The organism is Dyadobacter sp. HNCC25DJ186 (assembly GCF_056895235.1).
On the sequence record NZ_JBXHAS010000002.1, the window covers coordinates 540,964 to 564,560 of the forward strand.

Here is a 23,597-nt window from a genome sequence, read left to right on the forward strand (position 1 = left end):
TTTTTATAAATAAGTTTACTGATTATTCTTTTGTAAATCCGTATTGCTTCAAAACTTCCTCTGGTGGCCCGGACCACATATTCGGCGTATTCCCAACATAACCAATGTCATCGATACCAATTTTAGTGGTGTAGAATCCGGATGCCGTAAGATTTCTCATCAAATTGAAAAATGCAACACCTTGACTATAAATAGGTTTAGCATTTTCAGGATAAGCGATATCGTCAACGATTTGAATTCTTTGTGCCGGCGTAAGAAGTGTAAAAGTTTTCTGGAAACGCTTGCTCGACTCACGGTCCAGCCACTTCAAACCACCGCGCATAGGTACCTGATGCTGGGGCATATCCTTCACGATAAATTCAATAAAGGCCGGAACTCCTGCATCGGACGCGCTTCCGGATTTCGAATCAGCTGGAATAATGATGTCTGCCAAAACTTTGATTGTCGCTAACTCTGAAACTGTGAAGAACTTTTCCTTCATCAGCCGGGCATCGCGAATTGCTTCCTCTTTCTGGCGTCCTCCCGGAATTTTAAGAGGAGTTTCCGGCGGCAATTGACTTTCAATTTCCCGCGCTTCTGCAAGGGTTTCCTGCGGGTTCATCGCCGCAAATCCCAGGGAGCTCAGTGTTAATGCTTTTAATGAATCTCTGCGTTTCATCTTTCTATAATTTAAACCACGACGACGTGACTATTATATATTCTTTTGTTTGATCTGTTCAATGATGTGGTCCGATGCTCTCCATGACAATGCAAGAATCGTCCATGTTGGGTTTTTATCCGCCTGGGATACGAAAGATCCTCCATCTACAACATATACGTTTTTAGCATCATGCGCTTGTGAAAATTTGTTCAAAGCAGAAGATTTTTTATCATCCCCCATACGAACTGTTCCTACTTCATGGATAATACGGCCCGGAGCAGCGATACCATAATTTGTGTCAGCACCTGGCTTATTTCCCAGCGCAACACCGCCAAGCGCATGGATCATTTCCTCAAATGTCTCATGCATGTGTTTTGCCTGCTTGATCTCGTAGTCTGTCCAGTTATAGTTAAAACGCAAAACCGGAATACCATATTTATCAACGACATTCGGGTCGATCTCACAATAATTATTTACGTTTGGAACTGCTTCTCCACGTCCGGCCATTCCTACATAGGCACCATAGAAGCGGCGATAATCTTCTTTAAGTGAAGCTCCGTAACCTCCGGCCTGTTTGGTCGTTCCGTTAGCAGTCGGATATTTTCCATTTAAACCCTCAATACCAGAACCGAAACCGTAACTTGGCATACCCATACCGCCACCGTATTCGATGTGATATCCACGAGGGAAATCCAGTTTTTTATTATCAAGCCACCAGGGCGTATACACGTGCATACCACCAACGCCGTCTTCGTTGTAACGCTTGCGATCCATCAGATTTGGAAGGAACGCGCTACGTGAAGCACCCGTTGAATCGTGAAGATATTTACCAACAACACCGCTGGAATTGGCAAGTCCACCTTCGTGACGGCTTGATTTGGAGTTTAAAAGCAAACGGGCAGATTCACCAGCACTCGCCGCCAAAACAACAACTTTTGCTTTGATCGTATGCTCCGTAAGTTTTTCGCGGTCGACATACGAAACGCCAGTTGCCAATCCTGAATTAGGATCTGTCAAAATCTCGCGCGCCATCGCGTTGTTAATCAACGTGACATTACCGGTTTTTAATGCCGGAATAACCAACACGGATGAAGAAGAAAAGTCAGCATACGCCTGGCAGGAACGACTGCACTGGCTGCAATAAAAGCAAACGCCACGCTGATCGTTAATTGGTTTAGTAAGGATAGAAAGACGCGATGGGATAACCGGAATATTGGCTGCTTTCCCTGCTTTCTTTAAAAAATGCTCGTGCAAACGTGGCGGAGGCGGTGGCAGGAAAATTCCATCCGGCTCATTATGAATATTTTCAACCGTTCCAAAAACACCGATCAGCTTATCAACCTGGTCATAGTACGGTTTTACGTCATCATAACTAATTGGCCAGTCGTCGCCAAGCCCATCGATGCTGTGTCTTTTAAAGTCATTTGGACCAAAACGCAGAGAAATTCTTCCCCAGTGATTGGTCCGTCCGCCCAGCATGCGGGAGCGAAACCAGTCAAATTTTGTACCATTTTTATGTGTATATGGTTCTCCTTCGAGTTCCCAACCTCCCCATGCAGCATCAAAATCTCCAAAAGGGCGGGTGGTGCTTGCACCGCGGCGAGGAGATTCCCAAGGCCATTTTAATTGGGTAATGTATTTAGGATCAGCCGGATCAAAATATCCACCAGCTTCCAGGAGTGCTACTTTTGCACCAGCTTTTGCAAGCTGATATGCAGCCATCCCGCCTCCTGCTCCTGATCCAATAATGCAGACATCAAAAACAGCAGGTTGTTCTTTAATTTGGAACATAGTCAAGGATTGATTTAGAAAATACTATTTATTCAATAAATATAAACACGTAATGCATAACAGTAGCAGATCTGAAAACTTTTCAAACTAATTTAAAAACAGTCTAAATGGCAGGATATCCAGTTGGCGGTCGCGCAATAAGAAATTTTGACAAAACGATTTAGCAGAATGTTAACATAATATTATTAAGGTGCTATTTGGAAATATTTGGTTAACATAAAAAGCGGTTGTCAAATGACGTTTATAAACGTTTTACTTACCTTTATAGTCTAAAAAAAGAGCATTACATTTTGGCTATCATTGGTAAGGATATAAATCTGGCGAAGGAATTTCTTAGAAAGAATCAGTTAGTTGCGATTCCCACTGAAACAGTATACGGGCTGGCTGGAAATGCGCTCGATGAAAAAGCGGTTTTGTCCATTTTTGAAACAAAAAAAAGACCGTCATTTGACCCGCTGATTGTTCACACGGATTCGCTGGATAAACTACGCGAATATGTAACAGAAATACCTGAACAGGCATATCAATTAGCCGAAAAATTTTGGCCCGGGCCGTTAACGCTATTGCTTCCTAAAAAAGACAATATTCCTGATCTTGTTACATCCGGCCTGGATACCGTGGCGGTTAGAATTCCGGATCATTCATTGACACTCCGTTTGCTGGCGACACTGGATTTTCCATTGGCCGCGCCAAGCGCAAATCCTTTTGGTTATATCAGCCCAACGACAGCCCAACACGTAAATCAGCAATTGGGTGATAAGATACCCTATATTCTCGATGGGGGAGAATGTGGTATCGGGATAGAATCCACAATTATTGGTTTTGTTGATCAAATTCCAACGGTCTATAGATTAGGCGGTCTGGCGATTGAAGATATTGAAAATGTGATCGGTAAAGTGGTTCTGATGTCACATTCTTCATCGAATCCGAAAGCTCCAGGGATGTTAAAGAGTCATTATGCACCCCGAAAACCTTTCTTCTTGAAAGATAGAAATGAGATGCCTAAAACGGATGACGACACTTCGGCGTATCTTTTGTTTGATCATTTTATTGAAGAAATCGATAGAAAAAATCAACGTTTGTTAAGCCCGTCGGGAGATTTGAAGGAGGCAGCACACAATTTATTTGCTTTCCTCAGAGAGCTCGATGCCCAGGCATTCGACCAGATTTTCGCAGAATTTGTTCCAGATCATGATCTTGGAAAAGCCATAAATGACCGTCTGAAAAGGGCAGCAGCGCTTGATTGATTTGTGCTTAACTTTTGAAGAAATAGGAATGGAAATTCATTAAAAAAACCTCATCGGTAGCTCGTGTGATGGCAGTATATAACCAACGAATAAATTCGCTATTGATTTGTTCTTCAGGAAGGTAACCCTGGTCAATAAAAACCGCGCTCCACTGGCCACCCTGGGCTTTGTGGCAGGTGAGGGCGTATGCGAACTTAACCTGCAAAGCATTCAGATAAGGGTCTTTCCTGAGTGCTTCTGAGCGCTCCTTTTTAGATTTAATATCCAAATAATCCTCCAAAACACTTTCATAAAGTTTTCGGTTATCCTCGGAAGATAGGGCAGGGGAAGCCGAATGAAGCGTGTCAAGCATAATTTTCGCTTCAAACTCGGGCTGTTTGTCGTAATCCGTCAGACGCAATACAACGTCCGCGAATCGGAACCCGTGTATTTCCTGAGTTTTTTTAATTTTAAGAAGTTCGACGAAATCGCCGTTAGCGATAAACCCGGCGGGTGAATCTTCATCAAGTACCGAGTAATTATTCCGTACAACCATTAGCCGGTCACCTGCGTCGAGCTCTTCCTCTGAAAAATTAATTTGCCGACGTATATATTCATTGTACTGAACAGCTGATTTATTGGAACGCGTTAAAATAATCGTGTTTTCCTGTCCGTGTTTATCAAAAGCATAACGAAGTCCTTCTTCCAGTTTTTCACCTGTCATCCGGAATGTATCGCGGTACGATTTCGTCGTAATTTGGATGTCCGGCTTTTCATTTTTCAACTGATCACGTAATTCTGTGGCGTTGTACAGGATACCCGATTGCTCGTCCTGGCGCATAACTTCCGTCAATTCCTCTTCAAACACTGACATGTAAAAATTTTTCTCCAGATAAGCCTTGTCCAACGCGGGACTTAACGCCTTTCCGACCGGAGGCAGCTGGGCCATATCACCGATCAGCATCAGCTTATTGCCCGGGTTTTCGAAAACGAACTCAATCAGATCGGCCAAAAGGCTTCGATTGCCATAATCCGCCTCATCACTGATCATCGAAGCTTCATCAATAATAAAAAGTGTATTGTCGTGATAATTTTTTTGCCTCTGAAAAGCCAGGCTTCCTGAGAAGGAATCTGCGGTTTGTTTGTAAATTTTTTTATGGATCGTCAGTGCAATTTTTTCCGAATAATTGGACATTACTTTTGCAGCTCGTCCGGTTGGAGCGAGCAAAACCGATTTTAATCCATAATTCTTCAATACCTGGATCAAGGTGCTAACAATGGTCGTTTTACCGGTTCCGGCATAACCTTTTAATAAAAAGCAGTCACGATAACGTTCCAAACCAGATTCTTCAATTAAAAAATCGTCCGTTTTTGAAAAGAAACGAAGTTGTCCTTTAGTAGGTCTGAACGGAAATTTTTTAACTAGTCTCTGGGACGGTAACATTTGATTCGCTTCCATAATCGCGAAACTACGCGATGGAAAGGGAATATCAAAGTCGACCGCCAGTAACAAAAATATACTTTGATTTTATTGGACTTTTTCTTAGTAAATTCTTATATTAGTTTTCGAGTTCATCTTTTCATCCTAACCTGTAGATCTATGCAAGTATATCAAGTGCTCGCCAACAAGTCCATCGATGCTATTTTCTCAATCACAAAAGAGACAACCGTTTTCCAGGCATTGGAGCTTATGGCCGAAAAAAATATCGGTGCTGTCCTGGTTATTGAAGATGGAGAACTGATCGGTATATTTTCTGAACGTGATTACGCGCGAAAAGTAATCCTGATGGGCCGGGCCTCCCGTGATACACTGATTGGAGATGTAATGACCGACAAAGTAATTACCGTCGAAACGGACCAGAAAATTGAAGATTGTATGCAGATTATGTCTGATAAGCATATCCGCCATTTACCCGTTAACAGAAAAGGCGAGCTTGTAGGAATTATATCTATTAATGATATCGTTTCTGCCATTATTCGCGAGCAGAAAGCTCACATCAAATCCCTTGAAGGTTATATTTCTGGTACCCCATACGCTTGATCAAATATTATTGCAAAAGTCTAATCCCGGGCAATGGTTTGGGAGAGGAGACCTTATTGCTTACAAACTATAAACTTGTCAAACTTGACAGGTTCCTTATATTTGTTGCTGCAATGATAATTTGAATTGGAAGCGGGAAAACAAGCATTACAAAACTTATACGGAAACAGACTGCGTGTACGCGTTTGTGGGATCTGTATACAAGACGATCAAATCTTACTGGTTCGACACACTTCTGTTGGCTCCGAAAATACATTTTGGAGTCCTCCCGGAGGTGGAATGGATTTTGGAGAAAATGCTCCTGCTGCGCTTGTCCGCGAATTTTCGGAAGAGACCGGATTGGAAGTAGAAGTTGGTCGGATGCTTTTTGTAAATGAATTTATTCTTCCACCTTTACATGCGGTTGAGATTTTCTTCAAGGTGGAAATTGTTTCAGGATTTATGGCGAAAGGCTTTGATCCCGAGTTTTCGGCTGAAAACCAGATTCTTCAGGAAGTCCGTTACCTGACTATGAAGGAAATAAAGCAACTTCCCGAAAATCAAGTGCATAATGTATTTCAAAAATGCGAAACCCTGAATGATCTTCTTTTATTGCAAGGATATATAAATAATCAGGATTGAAAACAAGCATAAAATTTATTAAGAATCACTTAAAATCAGATTGTGGCACAAATTGAAAACCAGGCAATTGAAGTAATTCCTACACTTTTAGTGGGGGATAATTCATTTGATGCAGATGCAATACCGTTTTGTACGTTATGCATTGAAGTGGATGAGCGACGCATACGTTTTTGTATCGTCCGGGATGAAAAGATGGAATGTATCTGGCTGGAAGATTATAACTTTGATGTCGTACTGACTCAGGATGAAGTTTTTGAAAGATTAAAAAAGATTTTTACAGGGCATTTGCTGTGGTCATCGAATCATTGGAAAAATGTCCGGGTATCAATTAATTCTCACGCATTTAGTTTAATACCGACGCTGATTTTTGAAAAAGATTCGGCTCCGAGTTATCTGGAATTTGCTTTGGGGCATCCGGTTGACAAGGAGGAACGCGTGTTATATCACGAAATTCCCCTGGTTCACGCGAATAATGTTTTCAGCATTCCGAAAGTTTGGTATGATTGGATGGCGATGCACTTCGAATCGTCAGATATATCGTTTTACCACTTGACAAGTCCATTAATAATTGGTGCGCTGGTAAGTCACGCCGAACACCAGGAATTGAAAATGGTATCTGTTTATCTGGAAAAAGGGTATTTTACGTTGATAGTCACCGAAAGTCAGCAGCTTATCTTGTGCAACAGGTTTAAATATTCCCAACCGCAGGAACTTGCATACATCGTACTTTTTACGCTTAACGAACTGAATTATCTTCCCGAAGAAATGAAAGTTCTTTGTTATGGAGAAGTCAATCCCACATCAGAATCTTTTGAGGAATTGAATAAGTTTTTCCCCAATATTGAAATTGGCAATGGGCCAACGACGCTAAAATATAGCACGCATTGTGGGGATATTCCAGGTCATCGTTATTTCGGCCTGTTTAATACTTATCTGGTGTCGTCTTAATTAAACACACATTGTTTTAATACATAAAATGTGAATAGAATGACTGATTTCGGTTTTTCATTTTACTTATTTAGGTATTATTACTGAGAAATTCAGTAGCTCTCCTGTACTTATAATTTTATGAAGCGAATAGCGTTATTTCCGGGTTCTTTTGATCCTTTTACCAAAGGACATGAAGATATTATTTTAAGAGGATTAAGACTTTTTGATGAAGTTGTTGTTGGTATTGGAAACAATTCCAGTAAGCAACGCTATTTTCCTCTGGATGTAATGAAGGAGTTGATCGAAAAGACATTTGAGAAAGAAGAGAATGTCCGTGTGATCACCTACAATGATCTTACCGCTAGAATCGCGCGGGAAATAGGTGCGAAATTTTTACTGAGGGGGTTGAGAAATACGACTGATTTTGAATATGAAAATGGTATTGCTCAGGTTAACCGTTTCGTATACGAAGAAATCGAGACGGTATTTTTAATAACATCGCCTAACCTTGCTCCGATCAGTTCGAGTATAATTCGTGATCTACATCGATATGGACAGGGAGTGGATGATTTTTTGCCCTATTCGCTTTCAGAATTAAATAAACTTAGGGAGCTGAAAAATTCCGGACTTTAATAGTATTGTCAATAGCCAAAAATACGTCGTTTAGAGCTATTGAATGAATTTATTTTCCTGTAACAGATTTCTTCTCTTCTTTCGCAACCCTGCCTTTTTCCGGATCATATTTCACGAAAATATTAATCCAGATCAATCGCGCCAGCCGGAACATCACAGGGATCAGAATCACGTAGGATATCACGAGTCCTGTCAATACGTAATACATATCCAGGTCCAGGATCAGGACAAAACCGACAAAAAAAGCGACCATCAGACCTACGGATAACGCGTAGCTGACGTACATCGATCCAATGTAAAAACCTGGTTCTCTTGTGAATGACTCCTTGCAATACTCACATTTGTCATTCAGCTTATCGAATTTTTTGAGATTGTAAGGGTTGTTTGTCTGAAAGAAACGACCGGTCTGGCATTTCGGACATGTATTTGTGAAGATGCTATATAATTTCGTGCCTTTAAACATGGAATGTAATCTTAGTGAAAATTGAAAAATCGAGCTGCGCAAATGGTTTGCGCAGCTCAAAGATTTACTGCTCTTTCAGATTCTGAATTTTTTTCAAATGATCAACCACATAACGGATCGAACTGAATGAATTGATCAGGATGGACTTAGCTTCTGTTGGGGTATACCATTCAAGCTTTTCAATTTGCTCTTCTTCCTGCGGACTCATCTTTGAATCATCCAGGCAGTCGAAAAGATACCATTTTGTACGTTTCAGAATACGGCTGTTGTTCATTGTGTACGTATGCCAGGTCGTGCAGATCTTATCGCGGACAAGCGCTTTCACACCCGTTTCTTCCTCTATTTCACGAATGGCCGCAGTTTTGGAGTTTTCTCCTTTATCAAGTTTACCTTTTGGCAGATCCCACTTTTTGCGGCGGTACATAAAAAGCCATTTATCACCTTTCACAACAACGCCTCCTGCTGCTTTAATGACTTTATATAAACCTTTTACTTTTTCTTCCACCTCAGTCTTTTCGCGGGTTGCCATCGTAATCGAGAGCATCTGCTTCGGGATTTCTTTTTCAAGTAAGCCAATTGCCTGAATAGCTGTCGTTGCATTTGCATTCAGAAAAAGAACATGACCTGTGAGCATACTCCGCTGAAGCTTCTCCAATCTCAGGTCAACAATGTGATCAAAATCAGAGGTTTCTGCCGCAGTTAATTGATTTGTCCGTACAATTCGGAAGGGACGGTCGTCGAAAAAAATAGTCATTTGTTGTGGGTACGGATGTCGATGAGCAAAATTAAGTAAAGAGTTTAGTTTAGACAGTGATTATTATTGATAAATTTGCAGTAATAATAAATAATAATTTCTTGGAACTCCTTATCATATTACTTTTAGTGCTTCTCAATGGTATTTTCTCCATGTCTGAGATAGCACTGGTATCATCAAGAAAATCCCGGCTCGAATCCGCAGCGCGCAACGGTGATTCTAGCGCAAAGGCTGCCCTTCATCTTGCAAATTCTCCAAACAGATTTTTGTCGACGGTTCAGATCGGTATTACATTAATCGGCCTTTTGACGGGTATGTACAGTGGTGACAATATCACCTCAGACTTTGAAAAAATAATTACAAACATTCCACTGCTGGAGCCGTATGCCCACAGCCTGGCAGTCGGAACTGTGCTTGTTGCGATTACCTATCTTTCACTTGTATTGGGTGAGTTAGTACCGAAAAGAATTGGCATGGCTAATCCTGAGGCAATCTCAAAGTTCATGGCTCGTCCGATGAACCTGATCTCGGTGGCGACTGCGCCTTTCATTTCGCTGCTGAGTTTTTCAAGTGATTTAATAATCCGATTATTGAATATTAAGCAAAGCGAAAATTCAGTAACGGAAGAAGAAATAAAAAGCCTTATCCAGGAAGGCACGACTGGCGGTGTGTTCGAGGAAATTGAACAGGAAATTGTACATAATGTTTTTCAGCTCGGCGACCGGAAAATTACTTCGCTTATGACGAACCGCCAGGAAATTGTCTGGCTTGATGTGCAAGATACGGTTGAGGAAAACAAGGCAAAAGTTTTAGAATCCAGGCATTCAATTTATCCGGTTTGCCGGGATACGGTGGATGATGTTGTCGGTTTAATTTATATCAAAGATCTGCTCGCAACGGATCTGGAAGCTAAACTTGCTGATTTGACAGATATTTTGCGCGAGCCGGTTTATCTCCCAGAAAGTAACCGTGCATATCAGGCGTTGGAAAAATTCAAGGAGCAGAAAGTTTATTTCGGGATTATCGTGGATGAATATGGCGGACTGCTCGGCGTGGTTACGATGCATGATATCATGGATGCGCTGGTTGGAAATATTTCCGAGGAGGATGAGGAAGAGTCTGAAATTATTAAACGTGACGACGGAACTTACCTGATAGACGCGCAGCTTCCTTTTGATGATTTTATTCAATATTTTGATCTGAACATGCAGGAAGCGGATCGAAAAGAATTTATAGGTTTCAATACGCTGGGCGGCTTTGTGCTTCACGTACTTGAAAATATTCCAAAAACCGGTGAGAAATTTAAGTGGAAGCATTTTGATTTTGAGGTGATTGACATGGATAAAAGTAGAATTGATAAATTACTGGTTACTAATAATAAGAAAGAAGATACCGACGAATAAAATGGCTGAGGAAACCCCAATATCAAGCAGAGTTGCAAAATTACTTTTAGAGGCGCAAGCAATTAAACTAAGTCCTGATAAACCATTTCAGTGGAGCTCAGGTTGGTTATCACCTATTTATTGTGACAATCGTGTGGCATTGTCTTTTCCTGATACGCGTACATTTATTAAGAAAGCGCTGGCTGATTTGATCAGGTCAGAATACCCGGATGTGGATGCGGTTGTTGGTGTTGCCACCGGCGGAATCGCTCAGGGGGCTTTGGTCGCTGACGTTCTGGAACTTCCCTTTGCTTACGTGCGTCCCGAACCGAAGAAACACGGCATGGGAAACCAGATTGAGGGAAGATTGGAAAAAGGGCAGTCCGTAATTATCGTAGAGGATCTGATTTCCACAGGCGGTAGTTCTTTGAAAGTTGTTGATGCGCTTAGAAATGCAGGAATTGAAGTCGCTGGGATGGTGGCTATTTTTACCTATGGGTTCGAGATAGCTGAAAATAATTTTCAAGAAAAGGCCGTTAAGTTAAGCGTACTAAGCAACTATGACGCGTTGATAAGTGCTGCGGTGGAACTGGATTACGTTACCCGGGAGCAGGTTGAAAGTTTGAGCGCATGGCGAATCCAACCTGATCAGTGGGGTAAATAAGATATTTTGTGATCCTCTTGCGAATGACAGGATGATGGAAAATTCCAACATTCTGTCATTCGCTCTTTGTATCACTTAATCATTTATTATATTGTAGAAAAAATTCGAGCTGTTGCATGATTGATGTTTCCTATCCCTATTTTGATACTAATTTAAGCTGGCTTTCTAATAATTTCAGGCTACTCATCGAAGCGAACGACGACACTGTTCCCGTCCGTGAGCGGCTGAAATTTATGGGGCAGTATTCGTATCAGATTGAGGAATTTTTTCGGGTACGGATTCCGAATCTGCTTGCAATGGGCGAGGTAAGCAAGGATATTCGTTCAAAATTAAATGTGTATCCCGAATCACTTTTAGAACATGTATACGAAACCGTTGATAATCAGCTAAGAGAATTTAACGAAATATTGGTTAGCAGGATTTTACCTGCTTTGAACGACCAGGGAATTCACCTGTACTTTAAAGAGTCGTTCGCTCCGGAACATCTGCCCTTTATCAAAAAGTTTTTCATTGATAAGCTGTTTCGGTATTTGCAGCCTGTTTTCCTGGACGGAAGGAGGAACTCTAAAATTACTTTTTTTGAATCTAAAGAGCTTTATCTGGTTATTCAGCTGGTGAGACGAGAGGATCCTGATGATGACTGGTATGCCACTGTCAATATTCCGACGGAACCTTTTGGACGTTTCATTGAGCTTCCCGAGTTGGATGGAAAAAAGCATGTGGCTTTTGTTGAAGATATAATCCGTGAAAACCTGCAGGTTTTATTTCCGGGATATGAGGTGATTGATTCGTACGCTCTGCGTTCTGAAAAAGAAACAGAACTGACGATTGAAGACGAGTATCCGATGATCACTGCTCAGCGGATTTTGAGGCAGCTTGAAAAAAGGAATTTTGTGCAGCCGATGCAGTTCTTTTACGAATCAGGTATGCCACTGTATATGAAGGAATATTTGTCTCATCGAGCAGGGATGCTCATGAACGAATTCCATGAACGCGGGCAGTATATTTACATGCAGGATTTTTTAAATTTTCCTGCGTTTTCAAAAAAGCTTGATTATCCATACCAGAGGCCAATTCTGAATATTGATTTTGAAGAAAGGGAATCTGTTTTTGAATCAATTCAGCGGGCTGATCAACTTCTACATTTACCCTATCATTCGTATGATCCCATCGTTCGGCTTTTCAATGAAGCTGCGATTGATCCTTATGTTAAAGAAATACATGTTTCGTTGTATAAAATCAGTTCTAATTCATTTATTCTCAACTCATTGATTAGTGCTTCGAGGAATGGAAAGCGTGTGGTAACTTATGTTGAACTAAACGCAAAACTGGACGTACATGAGAATATGCAATGGTCCCGGAAAATGCGGGATGCCGGTGTGAAGATAATTTTCAGCGTCCCGGGATTGAAGGTTCATGCCAAGATGGCGCTGATAAAACGCCGTGTTCAGAAAGGGTGGGAGCGGTATGCATATTTGGGTACGGGCGGTTTTTACAGATTAACCAGCCGTGAGTTTGTGGATCATGCCCTGCTGACCAGCCACCGCGAGCTTACTAATGAACTGGAATTGTTGTTTGGATATCTTTATACGCAGGATGAACCTAAAAAATATAAATACCTCCCTTTCAACTTTTTGCAAGTGACCCAGTTCACGATTCAGAAAAAGCTTGTTGATCTGATAGACAGGGAAATCAAAAACTCAAATGCCGGGCTTAAAGCATTTATTACCATCAAATTAAATCAGATTCAGGACCATACTTTGATTGATAAGTTGTATCAGGCAAGCAAGGCAGGTGTTTTGGTTCACGTGATTATTAGCGAAAGCTGTGGCGTAATTCCCGGACTTCCCTCGATTAGTGATAACATTACGGTAAGTCGCCATGTGGATCGTTACATGGAAAATACCAGAATATTTCATTTTGGAAACCGAGGAAATGACGAGATTTTCCTTTCTTCATGCGACTGGACTTATCGCAATCTTCATCGCAGGATAGATGTCTGTTTCCCAATTCTCGACGATGTGCTTAAAGGGCAGATGCGACAGGTGCTGAAAAATTATTTGAACGACAATCAGAAAGCAGTCCGTCTGGATTTATATCAAAATAATTTGAGAATTCCATACGATCCGGCGACTCCGAAAGTTCGGGCTCAGGAAGCCAACTATCGTCTGGCCGAGCGACTTGAAAGAAACGGAGCGGTTCGTAAGGCAGAATAAATATTTTGAGTTTTTTAGAATAAATTTTAGATCGAAAACGTATATTCAACATGGCGTTTTTGAATTAATGAGGCTATACTTTTTGAAAATCCGCTCCTAATTTACCAGTGTTTGACTTCTTATCAGTCCAAAATGTCCTTGAGATGTAAGAAGGTTATGACTATATTTGAAAGTATACAACTGTATCTCAAATAACAAACAGGAATACGAAATATGGGAATAGTAGAGCGAAGAGAACGGCTGAGAACTCAGGTACGTTCCGATATCGTCAAAACAGCCAAAGAAATAGCCCGCGAAGATGGGTGGACCGCCGTTTCGATTCGTAAAATCGCTGAGGTTATTGAATATAGCCCGCCAATTTTGTATGAATATTTTGAAAGTAAGGATAAATTACTTGAAGCGATCAGAGTAGAAGGTTTTGATTTCCTTCAGGCTGAATTCATAAAAATCAAAAGTCATTTCAGAAACCCGGAAAAGCAACTCACAGAGGTTGCGCGTTCTATTTGGGCGTTTGCGGTGCAAAATCCGGAAATATATCAGGTTATGTTTAACCTTGAAGGCGCCTATTGTGATTCTAAACGCGTGTATTCTCAGGCGATGAACATTCGGGACAATCCCGTTTGGGAAATGATCGCTGTGTTACGTCCAAAATCCGGAGAAGCTGTTACAAAAACGTACTATGAGTGGTGGTGCCTGACCTATGGTTTTGTATCGATTACCATGACAACCCAGCCATCATACGCTTTCGCACAGGCGGAACCGATCTATATGGAGGGCGTCAGAAGGTTTATAAAAAGTATTATGTAGCAGAGGTTGTTTGCTGGCGTACTTCCAGTTTGCTTTGGTGATAAACCATCGAATACGGAGGTACGCCATGCACTAGCCAGGCATTACCGCCGATCACTGAATCGTGTCCTATCACGGTATCTCCTCCCAAAATCGTTGCATTGGCATACACCACGACATTATCTTCGATTGTTGGATGCCGTTTTTTTGACGCCAGTGATTTGGAAACATGTGTTGCTCCCAAAGTAACTCCCTGATACAATTTTACATTGTTGCCAATATGTGTTGTTTCGCCGATGACAATACCTGTTCCGTGATCGATAAAGAATGAGTGCCCAATGACAGCATTAGGGTGAATATCGATGCCGGTCTGGCTGTGGGCATATTCTGTCAGCATTCTAGGCAACAGAGGAATGCCACACTTAGCGAAACTATGCGCCACCCGATAAGTCGCGATTGCCGAAAAACCCGGATACAGGGCAATCACCTCTTCCATACTTACAGATGCCGGATCGTTCTCGGTAATTGACTTGGCGTCCTTCAAAAGCATTTCATAAATTTCGGGAATCCCTGCGAAAACGGTATCCATAATTTCTTCCTTATTTCGCTCAAGCTGCGGCATAAGAGGAGTGAGCATACAATCCAGTCTTTTACGCAATTCCAGAAATGCGCTTTGCATATCCTTTGCGCGCTCATTTTGCTGACAATCCTGGCTGATAGGGAATAAAAAATTAATCAACCGTTGAATGAAAAGTCCTGCATCCTGCCTAGATGGCAATTTGTATTGAAAATTGACATTTTGCTCATTCAGTCTTTGAAAAAATAATTCTTGCTGGTGGTCTGTCATTACTCCTTATTTTATTGGTACTGCGTTTTCAGAAAGGACGGCATTATTTTTGTACAGTATATCTTGAACAAAAAATGTTGTATAAAAATTATATTTTGATTAATTCTTTTGAATTTATTGTGGTAAAAATGTTTTTTGCCTAATTTTTAACGTAGATGAAATACCAGCGTGAAGGTATAAATTCTTTGGAACATTACGGAAGCTTATGATTTGTGTTAAACATTTTCGATCCGGCTTAATTATTTTAATTCTGTCGGTTCTTCTTACATCCTGTTTTTCCCGTTACCTGATCTCTGAAAAACAGGTGCGGAAACACTATGCGTCAAAAGCAATTAAGCCCGAGATTAAGATCATAAAAAATGACACGCTTTCCTTATGTGTAGCCAGTGTAGGAGCGGACACGTTACCCATGCTTTTGTTGATTCATGGCGCACCAGGCTCATTGTGGGGTTATATGAATTTGATGGATGATGAAGATCTTCAAAAACATTTTCACATCGTTTCCGTTGACAGAGTAGGATATGGAAAATCTGCGTTGAAAATGAAAAAGAAACGTAAATATGTCACTTCGATCGCTACCCAAGCCAAAGCATTGTTGCCAGTTTTTGAACTAAATCACTCGGATCAAAAGGTCATCGTGCTCGGACGGTCGTATGGCGCCCCGATTGCGGCGAAAATGGTCACATTGGTTCCTGAAAAGGTCAAGGAACTTATCATGGTTTCTCCGGTAATTGATCCTGATAAAGAAAAATTCTATTGGTTCTCAAAATGGGGAAGAAACGCACTTATACAGCTTTTTTTACCAGGTGCCTTTAACACAGCGACGGCCGAAAAATATAGTCATTCGGAAGAGCTCAAAAAGTTGTTGCCCGTATGGCAAAATCTATTGCTGCCCACGACAGTCATACAAGGAGGAAACGATTGGATTGCCGATCCTACGAACATAGACTTTGCTAAAAAACATATTAAAAGTAAGAAAGCGCAGTACATTTTTCTTAATAATGCAGGTCACATGATTACCTACACGCATCTGGATATGATTAAAGAAATGCTGCTGAGAAGCCAGCTTTTTAAAGAAAAAATTTCTGCTATTGACCTTGAAAAGGGTAATTGACCCGGATATATTTGAGTTCTTTTCGCTTTACGTTTCTGAACTGTATAGATCAGTGCCTGGAATAAACTGACCGAAGCAATCTGGTGATTCGGGAATTGACCAGTCAAAATTAATTTAATTGCACTTTTTTGTTTTGCTAGTTTTAAATAATTCTGAATTAGATTACAAAGCGATAAAAATCGGTCAAGTGAGCGAATATTTTTGCATCTTAGATAACAAAAGAAAACGACTAGTCAAAGACCAGCCGTTTGTCTGAATTATTAACCTATGATGACAATTTTTGACACGGATTTTTCCGTGTCAGATTTTGATTCCGAAGGAGATTACAATGCTCCGTCCATCGGATGTCCAGATCCCAGGTCCGGGATACATGTTAGGGCGTTTTGTATAATATTTTTTATTGAGAAAATTATTTACACCAAATCGGACAGTATAGCTTTTTGCAACACGCCACGTGCCATTAAAGTCCCATATACTATATGACGGCACCTTACCTCTTGCACCATTAACGGAAGGCTCCACAGTATTAAGTGCGTCGGAATACAGCTCGCTTACAAAACTATATTGAAGTGTGACAAACAACTTATTATGAGTTAATTGCAATCCATTTCTACTGATCAAGGCTGGAACTCCTTCCAATTTATTTCCTTTCACATCCGCGTTTTCATTATTTACGATGGACTTACCTTTAAGATAGTGCGCATCAAAAAATGAAGTTGAAGTAAAGACGGAAAACTCAGTTTTTGAATTTTTTCGATCACTGCTCGTGATCGGTTTATATTCTGCATATACTTCAATCCCTTTTGTCATGGTATTTCCCGTGTTTGTACGTAGGATATATGCTTTCCCCATGTCATCATTCAGGGCCAAGGTGCCCATTCTGTTTTTGTACAGCATTTGAAAAACACTCAGATCATAAGAAAATACCTGACCTAAACGGCCATTGATTCCTGCTTCTAAATTATATCCGGTCGCATCTTTCAGGTTTTTGTCAACTTGCTCCAAAACAGAGCCAGGAATTATATCCTTGAAAACGACGGGCCTGTATGCTTGTGAAAAACCTGCATAAATTTTACTTTCTGTGGATAGTTTGTATTGAGAACTGATACCGAAAAGCGGAAATTTATGTTTGATACTATTAGGAAGAGATTCCGGCTGATAATATGTGATTGTGCCGGTCATATTAGTGGTGCCGCTTTCTATACGAAATCCTGGCGATACTGTAAATTTCGGGGTGATGTACAAGAGATTTTCGATGAAGAAGGCCACATTGGTTGTTTTCATTTGCAAATCTCTTCCCCATAAAGGATCTGTCAAAGTCAGGTCAAAATCATTTCCTGATGTTCCTTTTCCCAACTGTCGGCGACGCAGATTATTTTTCATCAATTGGATACCACCTGAGATAAAGTTGGGCATACCGGCAATTTTATATTGATGAACGAGCCGTAACTCAGAAGTGAAACTTTTAAAATTGTCAATATCAACCTGCCTCGTTTTATACTGATTGGTTGCCGGATCGATCGCATCGGGAATATTGGCGAATGCATCAAACATTACACTATTCCGGGTTCCGTAAACGCCGGAATTGGTTAAACGAAGTTTGGTATTTGGACTGATTTTCCAGTCCACCACAACGGAAGGAATATAAATATCAGGGTTGAAATAATTTCTTGATCTTGTTGCCTGACGGGAATCCTGCTCAAACATTGCGTCAGTCAATGGTCCGGGGATTTGATAAATATAGGATGACCGGCCTAGCTCAGCCTTAATTTTGAGAGACTTATTGAATTCATAGGTCAAACTAGCAAACTGAGATTCAGCGTCAGATTTGGAGTTTTTTCTATATCCATCCGAGTGTCTCTTCTGGTAATAGGCCGAGTAGGTCAGTTTGCCAACTTTGCCGCTTATTGCGTTGTAAGAGCTGAAAAGTCCGAATGATCCGCCAGAATTGACAGTTTCAAAAGAGAAAGACTTTGTTGTGTCTGCCTGCTTGGTTACATAGTTGATCATACCTCCGAACTGCGCCCCATATTGCAAAGATGCAGATCCCCGGACCAGCTCGATTCGTTCAATGGATTCCATCGCCGGGCTATAATGGCTGGCAGGGTAGCCGTACATATCAGAATTTGTGATGATTCCGTTTTGCCGAATGTTATATTCCCAGGAGCGGTGCGGGTCCAGTCCACGTGTGGAAATGTTGATCTGATTACCGCTTCCATCCATGTCGTATACAAAAACACCCGGAATTTTTGCGAAAATTTGTCTTGCTGTTTTTTCGGAAATGTTAGCATTAACGCCTCCCAACTGGATCACCTCGTTTTTCTTTCCAGCCGGTAACAGGAAATCATGCATGTCGGGCAGGCGCTCAACCTGTATGCTGTTCTTTTTTTCTTCAATAACAACTTCATCCAGTCTGCGGATATCTTCCTTTAAGGTTATTGTCAGATAATTTTTCTGATCAGCGAATGAGCTGATATTTATTTTTTGAGAATGAAAACCAATTGAAGAAATATTCAATGTTTCATCGTTTGAAGAAATATTACTGAATTGAAAAAAGCCTTCACTGTCCGTATTTGTGCCTTTTTTTGTTTCTATAACACGGATATTGACCCCTTCAATTCCGGCACCATTTGTGCCGATAATTCTTCCTGAAATGGAGTTTTGAGAAAAGGATAATGTCAGTGAAAGCAAGATAAGTATACAGGAGAATAGTCCAGTTCTGGCAAGCTGAGAGAGGATATTACTTTTAATTTTAGTAGCGTATATACAATACATAACTGATTAAATGGGGATTTACGATATCACGCACGATCATTTTGCCATTTTTCAAGCAAAACAAACCAGTGAATTATACCAGAATGGTGAAAAAGCCCTAATAGGCAGCGCATAACATGACGCAACCGTTCTGAAGGTTCAGGCTTCTTAAAATTAGTACAACAGGATATTTAGGCCAGATCCGGCGGTGGAGACTGAATACTTCCAGGGGGCGATATCACGCTGGATACGATATATTCAAAGCGTGTAGGCTCGCTCCACTCGAAAAAGTAGAAGATATGTTTACGGCCAATGGCCATGTATTCTTTCAGGAAATTTTTGAGAAGATTTACGGAGTCGCTTTTGTGACTATGGTTGTCGGTTTTTAAACCGTCTTCAAACGTAGAGACAAGCGTCCAGAAACGTTCCCGGGATGTTTGGCTGAATTGACAATGGACATAAAGCGTGTCATTGAAGATTTGTTTGGACATAACTTTATAATACTCGTTGCCCCTGAGAATTTCCTCGTCGGAAGGTTCTGCGCTTTGCCAGTCAGTAAGGTATGGCAGTTGAAGTGGGATTTTCAGGACAATATCGTCAGTACCCGGTGATGTGCCACCTGAACTGGGATTATCTGCCTCCCATATATTATAAATCGAAAAACCCAAAGTATTGAAGATGAGTAACCCGAGAAGTAATATGGAGAGAGGTGTTTTCAAATTACAAATGGTTTACCGCACAACCTTTCTTGTTACGAACTTACCATTTTCATCGGATGCTTTGATAATATAAAGTCCGCTGGTCAGCTGGCGAAGATCAAGTTGGTCTTTCCATTCGACAGTTGGTGAAGTTGTGTTAATTTCTTGTACAACTCTCCCTTCAAGATTTATCAATTGTATTTTTAAGGTTGTGGCGTATTTGCTTTCCACTTTTACAGTCAGATAATCCTGAGTAGGAACCGGATAAGCACTTAGCGCAAGCGTGAGTTCAGAATAGTCTCCGTCGGGGTTTCCAGCTATTAATCCGGTTGTTGTCGCTGGTTGATAAGCAGGAATCTCTACTGTTGGACCATCTTTTTCGATTACCGTGATAATACCTTCACGGTATGTTTCAGAAATTTTAATTCCATCCCTCCACTCATCGATGACAACCGCATAGATGTAAGTACCCAAAGCCTCAGGCGCATTCCAGATTAATTTTTTGTCAATCTGATCAAGGGAAAAAGTCCCCTTTTTTACCACGTCATTGGGGAATATATATTTTTCATCCAGCATCCGTACGCCACAAGTCCCGGGAGAGGGAGCACTTAGTTTTTGTAAATGAGCGGATATACTGTCAGAATCTGAAATCGTTGGTTTCAGATCAATCTTCAAAATCTGTTTTGCGCCGGCTGTTGTAACGGGAGATGATAAGATCGGGGTGCTGTTCGAGAACTGCGTATTGATTACCGTCCAGAGAAACATGGGTGTCGAATCATCATTGTAATTGATGATTCCCATAGATCTGTTATCAATTGCAGATGAAATCTGGAAAAGCCCGGTAGAAGGGTAGGTGTGCGTGACCTCATAAACACCCACAGAAATTCCCTTAAACTCACTAGTCAAAGCGGTCAGACTACTGCGATTGGCAATTGCGGTGCTACCATCTCCAAAACATATCTCAATTGTTTTTTGAGAATCCGTGGCCGGACCGCCTCCAAGTGCATCGAAATAAATCTGGGCAGAGATTCTGTAAGTAAGTCCGGCCAGATTGGTCGCCCTTATTTCACCTCCCAACAAATGCGTTGCAGAAGCGAAAGAGGCTGATATGAGTATAAAGAAAAGTGCTCTGTAAAAAGTTTGCATAAAGAACAGGGTTTTTCGTCAAGAAGTGTATATGTAACTCTTCAACGAAACAAATGAAACAATTCGTATTTGCAATATAGCAGAATTGTTAACTAGATTTCAACCTTATTTTTTCTTTTTAAAATATTAAAAATTTAATGCGCTGATAGCGTTTAATCTAAGTTTCTAGTTTGCGAGATATTTTTTGTTGCACAGTAGAGTTGGCGTGAAATAAACTTTTATCAGTGCTAAGTTTCCTGGTTACAAACCTAAAAATATTGAATGAAAAAATTGCTCGCCGGCATTGCGTTGTATACCGCTTTGTCTTTTAATTTGGTCAATGCTCAGCAGTCCGATACCTGGAAGATTGTTCCGGGTAAAATCACGACGCCCTGGGCAGAAAAAGTAAACGCTTCGGCTCCACATCCGGAGTATCCCCGCCCGCAACTGATAAGGGCAAACTGGGTGAATCTCAATGGGCTTTGGAATTATTCAATTCTGCCGAAGGCTTCTTCTGATGTCAAACCATCGGCTTTTCAAGGGAAAATACTTGTTCCATTTGCTGTTGAATCTGCGCTTTCAGGTGTGGGCAAAACAGTTGGTAAAGACAGTGTTTTATGGTATCAGCGATCAATCACTTATTCTTCAAAATTAAAAAACCAAAGCGTACTTTTAAATTTCGGCGCGGTCGACTGGGAGTGTGATGTATTCGTAAATGGTAAAAAAGCAGGTTCTCACAAAGGTGGATACGACGCGTTTTCTGTTGATATTACCTCATTTCTGGTGAAGGGTACAAATCAGGATATTGCAGTGCGCGTTTGGGATCCTAGCAGTGATGGCCCTCAGCCGCGTGGCAAACAGATAAAAAATCCGAATGGTATCTGGTATACGCCTGTGACCGGCATTTGGCAGACGGTTTGGCTGGAGACCGTTCCGACAAGTTACATTACGTCAACAAAACATACTCCGGATATTGATAAGGAGACAATCACGATAAAGTCTGTCATAAAAAATGCTTTGCCGGACGATGTTGTTAAAATAATCGCTTTGGAAGGGACGGAACAAATCTCTGAGAATGAAGTTTCTCCGGAAGAGGATGCTGTCTTAACTATTAAAAACCCAAAGTTATGGTCGCCGGAAAGTCCGACACTATATGATTTAAAGATTACGCTTGTACGAGAAGGCAAAGTTGTTGACGAAGTAAAGAGTTATTTTGCCATGCGTAAAATTTCCATGAAACCGGATCAGAATGGAATTCAGCGGATGCTTTTAAATAATAAATTCGTTTTTCAGTATGGCCCTCTGGATCAGGGTTGGTGGCCGGACGGCTTATATACAGCACCGACTGACGAAGCATTGAAATTTGATATTGAAAAGACCAAAGAAATGGGTTTCAATATGATCCGCAAGCACGTAAAGGTTGAACCCGCAACCTGGTATCGCCATTGTGATCAACTTGGCATGCTTGTTTGGCAGGATATGCCGAGCGGAGATATGGGAAATCATTGGGAGCCTAACCCGGGCATAACTGGCAATGAAACGGAACGCGACCGGACGCCTGAATCAGAGAATATTTTTAAAACCGAATGGAAGGCGATTATGGATGCGAATCATAATTTCCCATGCATCGTCGTTTGGGTTCCGTTTAATGAGGCCTGGGGCCAATTTAAAACTGGTGAAATTACTAACTGGACGAAGGAATATGACCCAAGCCGCCTGGTAAATAGCGCGAGTGGTGGAAACTTTTTCCCGGTGGGCGACATCATGGATCTTCATCACTACCCTGCTCCGGTTATGCCTCGCCCAGATCTGTTTGGACAGAAACAAGTGATCGTTCTTGGAGAATTTGGCGGACTAGGTTTACCGGTTGATCAGCATACCTGGCAGCAAAAAGATAATTGGGGATACCAGAGTTTTAAAACGAAAGAAGAATTGTATAACAAATACGAAACTTTCATTGATCGTTTCGAACCCTTAATTAAACGAGGCTTATCAGCCGCAGTGTACACACAAACCACAGATGTTGAGGTTGAGATAAATGGTTTGATGACTTATGACAGAAAGGTTATCAAAATGCCGGAAGCTAAATTGAAAGCAATTCACAGCAAATTATATAATCCAACTTGGGGTAATTAATTTTAGTCAACAAATGAAAAAGCCGTTTGGAATTATTCCAGGCGGTTTTTTTTGCTATTCTCCTTTTTTGCATTTAATCAATTCTCTGTGCCAGTAAACTACTTGACGCCGTCTTCTCATTATTTATCCGATTCGTCTACGATTGTCAGCAATTAGTATACTGTTTTCTACAAAATCCAATTAATCAAGGGATTAAAGTGGATGGTATTATATTTTCGGGGATGTGGAGAAATCAAACAACAACAGAGATGAAAAGGAAAGTCATATTATTGTTTTCGAATACTTTATTAGCTTCTGCACTGCTATTAACAGCTTGTAATTCTTCTACTGACAAAGATCGGAAAGAGCTGGCAAATGCGGAAGAGGAGGCTTTGGAAAAGGCAGAAGAGGCGAATAAGATGGTACCTCAGGAAACTGATTCGAGCGACATGAAAAAAGTCAAAGAAGACCTGGAGGAGGCTAGCGAGAAATTGTCAGCAAAGCAAAATGAGTATCTGACTTCATTACGAGAAAAGGAAGGCAAACTGAATGAGCGTTTAAAAAAGAATAATGAGAAATTGGTATCAGCAGATGGGGATACTAAAAAACGCTTGACAGAAAAGCAAGATAAGCTTACCAAAGAACGTGATCAACTTCAGGCTAATATCCTTGAAATACAAAGTCCGATGACAGACAAACAACTGGAAACGGTGCAGAAGGAGATTAATGCTTTAATCGCAGTCATTGACAAGGAACTTAGTGCAGAATAATTTTTTGTCTTAAAAAAAGCAAAAGGC

General features: G+C 41.0%; 21 protein-coding genes. 12 read left to right on the plus strand and 9 right to left on the minus strand.

The window, feature by feature from the left end; all coding sequences use genetic code 11:
- Nucleotides 1–22 precede the first annotated feature (22 nt).
- Entirely contained in the window at nucleotides 23–658 is a 636-nt protein-coding gene (locus AC1XUO_RS07225; RefSeq protein ID WP_483329099.1) for a gluconate 2-dehydrogenase subunit 3 family protein, read from the minus strand.
- Nucleotides 659–691: 33 nt separating this feature from the next.
- Nucleotides 692–2,431, minus strand: coding sequence for a GMC family oxidoreductase (locus AC1XUO_RS07230; protein ID WP_483329100.1), 1,740 nt, complete (start codon nucleotides 2,429–2,431; stop codon nucleotides 692–694).
- 290 nt (nucleotides 2,432–2,721) lie between these two features.
- Here AC1XUO_RS07230 and AC1XUO_RS07235 point away from each other — a divergent pair, with 290 nt between their 5' ends.
- On the plus strand, nucleotides 2,722–3,678 hold the full coding sequence (locus AC1XUO_RS07235) for an L-threonylcarbamoyladenylate synthase (RefSeq protein WP_483329571.1): 957 nt from the start codon (nucleotides 2,722–2,724) through the stop codon (nucleotides 3,676–3,678).
- Nucleotides 3,679–3,685: 7 nt separating this feature from the next.
- On the opposite strand, the gene AC1XUO_RS07240 is transcribed toward AC1XUO_RS07235, so the two are convergent.
- Nucleotides 3,686–5,116 carry an ATP-dependent DNA helicase gene (locus AC1XUO_RS07240; protein ID WP_483329101.1) on the minus strand — a complete coding sequence of 477 codons (1,431 nt, stop codon included), beginning with the start codon at nucleotides 5,114–5,116 and terminating at the stop codon, nucleotides 3,686–3,688.
- 141 nt (nucleotides 5,117–5,257) lie between these two features.
- Between AC1XUO_RS07240 and AC1XUO_RS07245 the strand changes: the two genes are divergently transcribed.
- From AC1XUO_RS07245 to coaD, 4 genes are all read left to right on the plus strand, one after another.
- Nucleotides 5,258–5,698 (plus strand): CBS domain-containing protein, encoded by a 441-nt coding sequence (locus tag AC1XUO_RS07245; protein ID WP_483329102.1) that lies wholly within the window; start codon nucleotides 5,258–5,260, stop codon nucleotides 5,696–5,698.
- A gap of 126 nt (nucleotides 5,699–5,824) precedes the next feature.
- On the plus strand, nucleotides 5,825–6,319 hold the full coding sequence (locus tag AC1XUO_RS07250) for an NUDIX domain-containing protein (protein WP_483329103.1): 495 nt from the start codon (nucleotides 5,825–5,827) through the stop codon (nucleotides 6,317–6,319).
- A gap of 42 nt (nucleotides 6,320–6,361) precedes the next feature.
- On the plus strand, nucleotides 6,362–7,267 hold the full coding sequence (locus AC1XUO_RS07255; protein ID WP_483329104.1) for a DUF3822 family protein: 906 nt from the start codon (nucleotides 6,362–6,364) through the stop codon (nucleotides 7,265–7,267).
- A gap of 120 nt (nucleotides 7,268–7,387) precedes the next feature.
- Nucleotides 7,388–7,882 (plus strand): pantetheine-phosphate adenylyltransferase, encoded by a 495-nt coding sequence (coaD, locus tag AC1XUO_RS07260; protein WP_090335858.1) that lies wholly within the window; start codon nucleotides 7,388–7,390, stop codon nucleotides 7,880–7,882.
- 49 nt (nucleotides 7,883–7,931) lie between these two features.
- Here the strand turns inward: coaD and AC1XUO_RS07265 are convergent, their stop codons facing one another.
- Nucleotides 7,932–8,345: a DUF983 domain-containing protein gene (locus AC1XUO_RS07265; protein WP_483329105.1), complete on the minus strand. Its 414-nt coding sequence runs from the start codon at nucleotides 8,343–8,345 to the stop codon at nucleotides 7,932–7,934.
- A 64-nt stretch (nucleotides 8,346–8,409) separates the two neighbouring features.
- Nucleotides 8,410–9,099 carry an NUDIX hydrolase gene (locus tag AC1XUO_RS07270; protein ID WP_483329106.1) on the minus strand — a complete coding sequence of 230 codons (690 nt, stop codon included), beginning with the start codon at nucleotides 9,097–9,099 and terminating at the stop codon, nucleotides 8,410–8,412.
- A 101-nt stretch (nucleotides 9,100–9,200) separates the two neighbouring features.
- Between AC1XUO_RS07270 and AC1XUO_RS07275 the strand changes: the two genes are divergently transcribed.
- From AC1XUO_RS07275 to AC1XUO_RS07290, 4 genes are all read left to right on the plus strand, one after another.
- Nucleotides 9,201–10,502, plus strand: a complete 1,302-nt coding sequence (locus AC1XUO_RS07275; RefSeq protein ID WP_483329107.1) for a hemolysin family protein — start codon at nucleotides 9,201–9,203, stop codon at nucleotides 10,500–10,502.
- Nucleotide 10,503: 1 nt separating this feature from the next.
- Nucleotides 10,504–11,145 carry an orotate phosphoribosyltransferase gene (pyrE, locus tag AC1XUO_RS07280; protein WP_483329108.1) on the plus strand — a complete coding sequence of 214 codons (642 nt, stop codon included), beginning with the start codon at nucleotides 10,504–10,506 and terminating at the stop codon, nucleotides 11,143–11,145.
- Nucleotides 11,146–11,261: 116 nt separating this feature from the next.
- Nucleotides 11,262–13,361 carry a polyphosphate kinase 1 gene (gene ppk1, locus AC1XUO_RS07285; protein WP_483329109.1) on the plus strand — a complete coding sequence of 700 codons (2,100 nt, stop codon included), beginning with the start codon at nucleotides 11,262–11,264 and terminating at the stop codon, nucleotides 13,359–13,361.
- Between the two features lie 213 nt (nucleotides 13,362–13,574).
- Complete coding sequence (locus AC1XUO_RS07290) at nucleotides 13,575–14,168, plus strand: TetR/AcrR family transcriptional regulator (RefSeq protein WP_235150368.1); 594 nt, start codon at nucleotides 13,575–13,577, stop codon at nucleotides 14,166–14,168.
- Here the strand turns inward: AC1XUO_RS07290 and epsC are convergent.
- Entirely contained in the window at nucleotides 14,161–14,994 is an 834-nt protein-coding gene (epsC, locus tag AC1XUO_RS07295) for a serine O-acetyltransferase EpsC (RefSeq protein WP_483329110.1), read from the minus strand. The two genes, AC1XUO_RS07290 and epsC, sit on opposite strands and share 8 nt — an antisense overlap.
- A gap of 205 nt (nucleotides 14,995–15,199) precedes the next feature.
- Between epsC and AC1XUO_RS07300 the strand changes: the two genes are divergently transcribed.
- On the plus strand, nucleotides 15,200–16,108 hold the full coding sequence (locus AC1XUO_RS07300) for an alpha/beta fold hydrolase (RefSeq protein ID WP_483329111.1): 909 nt from the start codon (nucleotides 15,200–15,202) through the stop codon (nucleotides 16,106–16,108).
- A 300-nt stretch (nucleotides 16,109–16,408) separates the two neighbouring features.
- On the opposite strand, the gene AC1XUO_RS07305 is transcribed toward AC1XUO_RS07300, so the two are convergent.
- The 3 genes from AC1XUO_RS07305 to AC1XUO_RS07315 form a co-directional block, all read right to left on the minus strand.
- Nucleotides 16,409–18,883, minus strand: coding sequence for a TonB-dependent receptor domain-containing protein (locus tag AC1XUO_RS07305; RefSeq protein WP_483329112.1), 2,475 nt, complete (start codon nucleotides 18,881–18,883; stop codon nucleotides 16,409–16,411).
- Nucleotides 18,884–19,053: 170 nt separating this feature from the next.
- On the minus strand, nucleotides 19,054–19,581 hold the full coding sequence (locus AC1XUO_RS07310) for a hypothetical protein (RefSeq protein WP_483329113.1): 528 nt from the start codon (nucleotides 19,579–19,581) through the stop codon (nucleotides 19,054–19,056).
- 12 nt (nucleotides 19,582–19,593) lie between these two features.
- Nucleotides 19,594–20,706: a T9SS type A sorting domain-containing protein gene (locus AC1XUO_RS07315; RefSeq protein ID WP_483329114.1), complete on the minus strand. Its 1,113-nt coding sequence runs from the start codon at nucleotides 20,704–20,706 to the stop codon at nucleotides 19,594–19,596.
- Nucleotides 20,707–20,967: 261 nt separating this feature from the next.
- Between AC1XUO_RS07315 and AC1XUO_RS07320 the strand changes: the two genes are divergently transcribed.
- Nucleotides 20,968–22,821, plus strand: coding sequence for a glycoside hydrolase family 2 protein (locus AC1XUO_RS07320; RefSeq protein WP_483329115.1), 1,854 nt, complete (start codon nucleotides 20,968–20,970; stop codon nucleotides 22,819–22,821).
- A gap of 248 nt (nucleotides 22,822–23,069) precedes the next feature.
- Nucleotides 23,070–23,570 (plus strand): hypothetical protein, encoded by a 501-nt coding sequence (locus tag AC1XUO_RS07325; protein ID WP_483329116.1) that lies wholly within the window; start codon nucleotides 23,070–23,072, stop codon nucleotides 23,568–23,570.
- Nucleotides 23,571–23,597 lie beyond the last annotated feature (27 nt).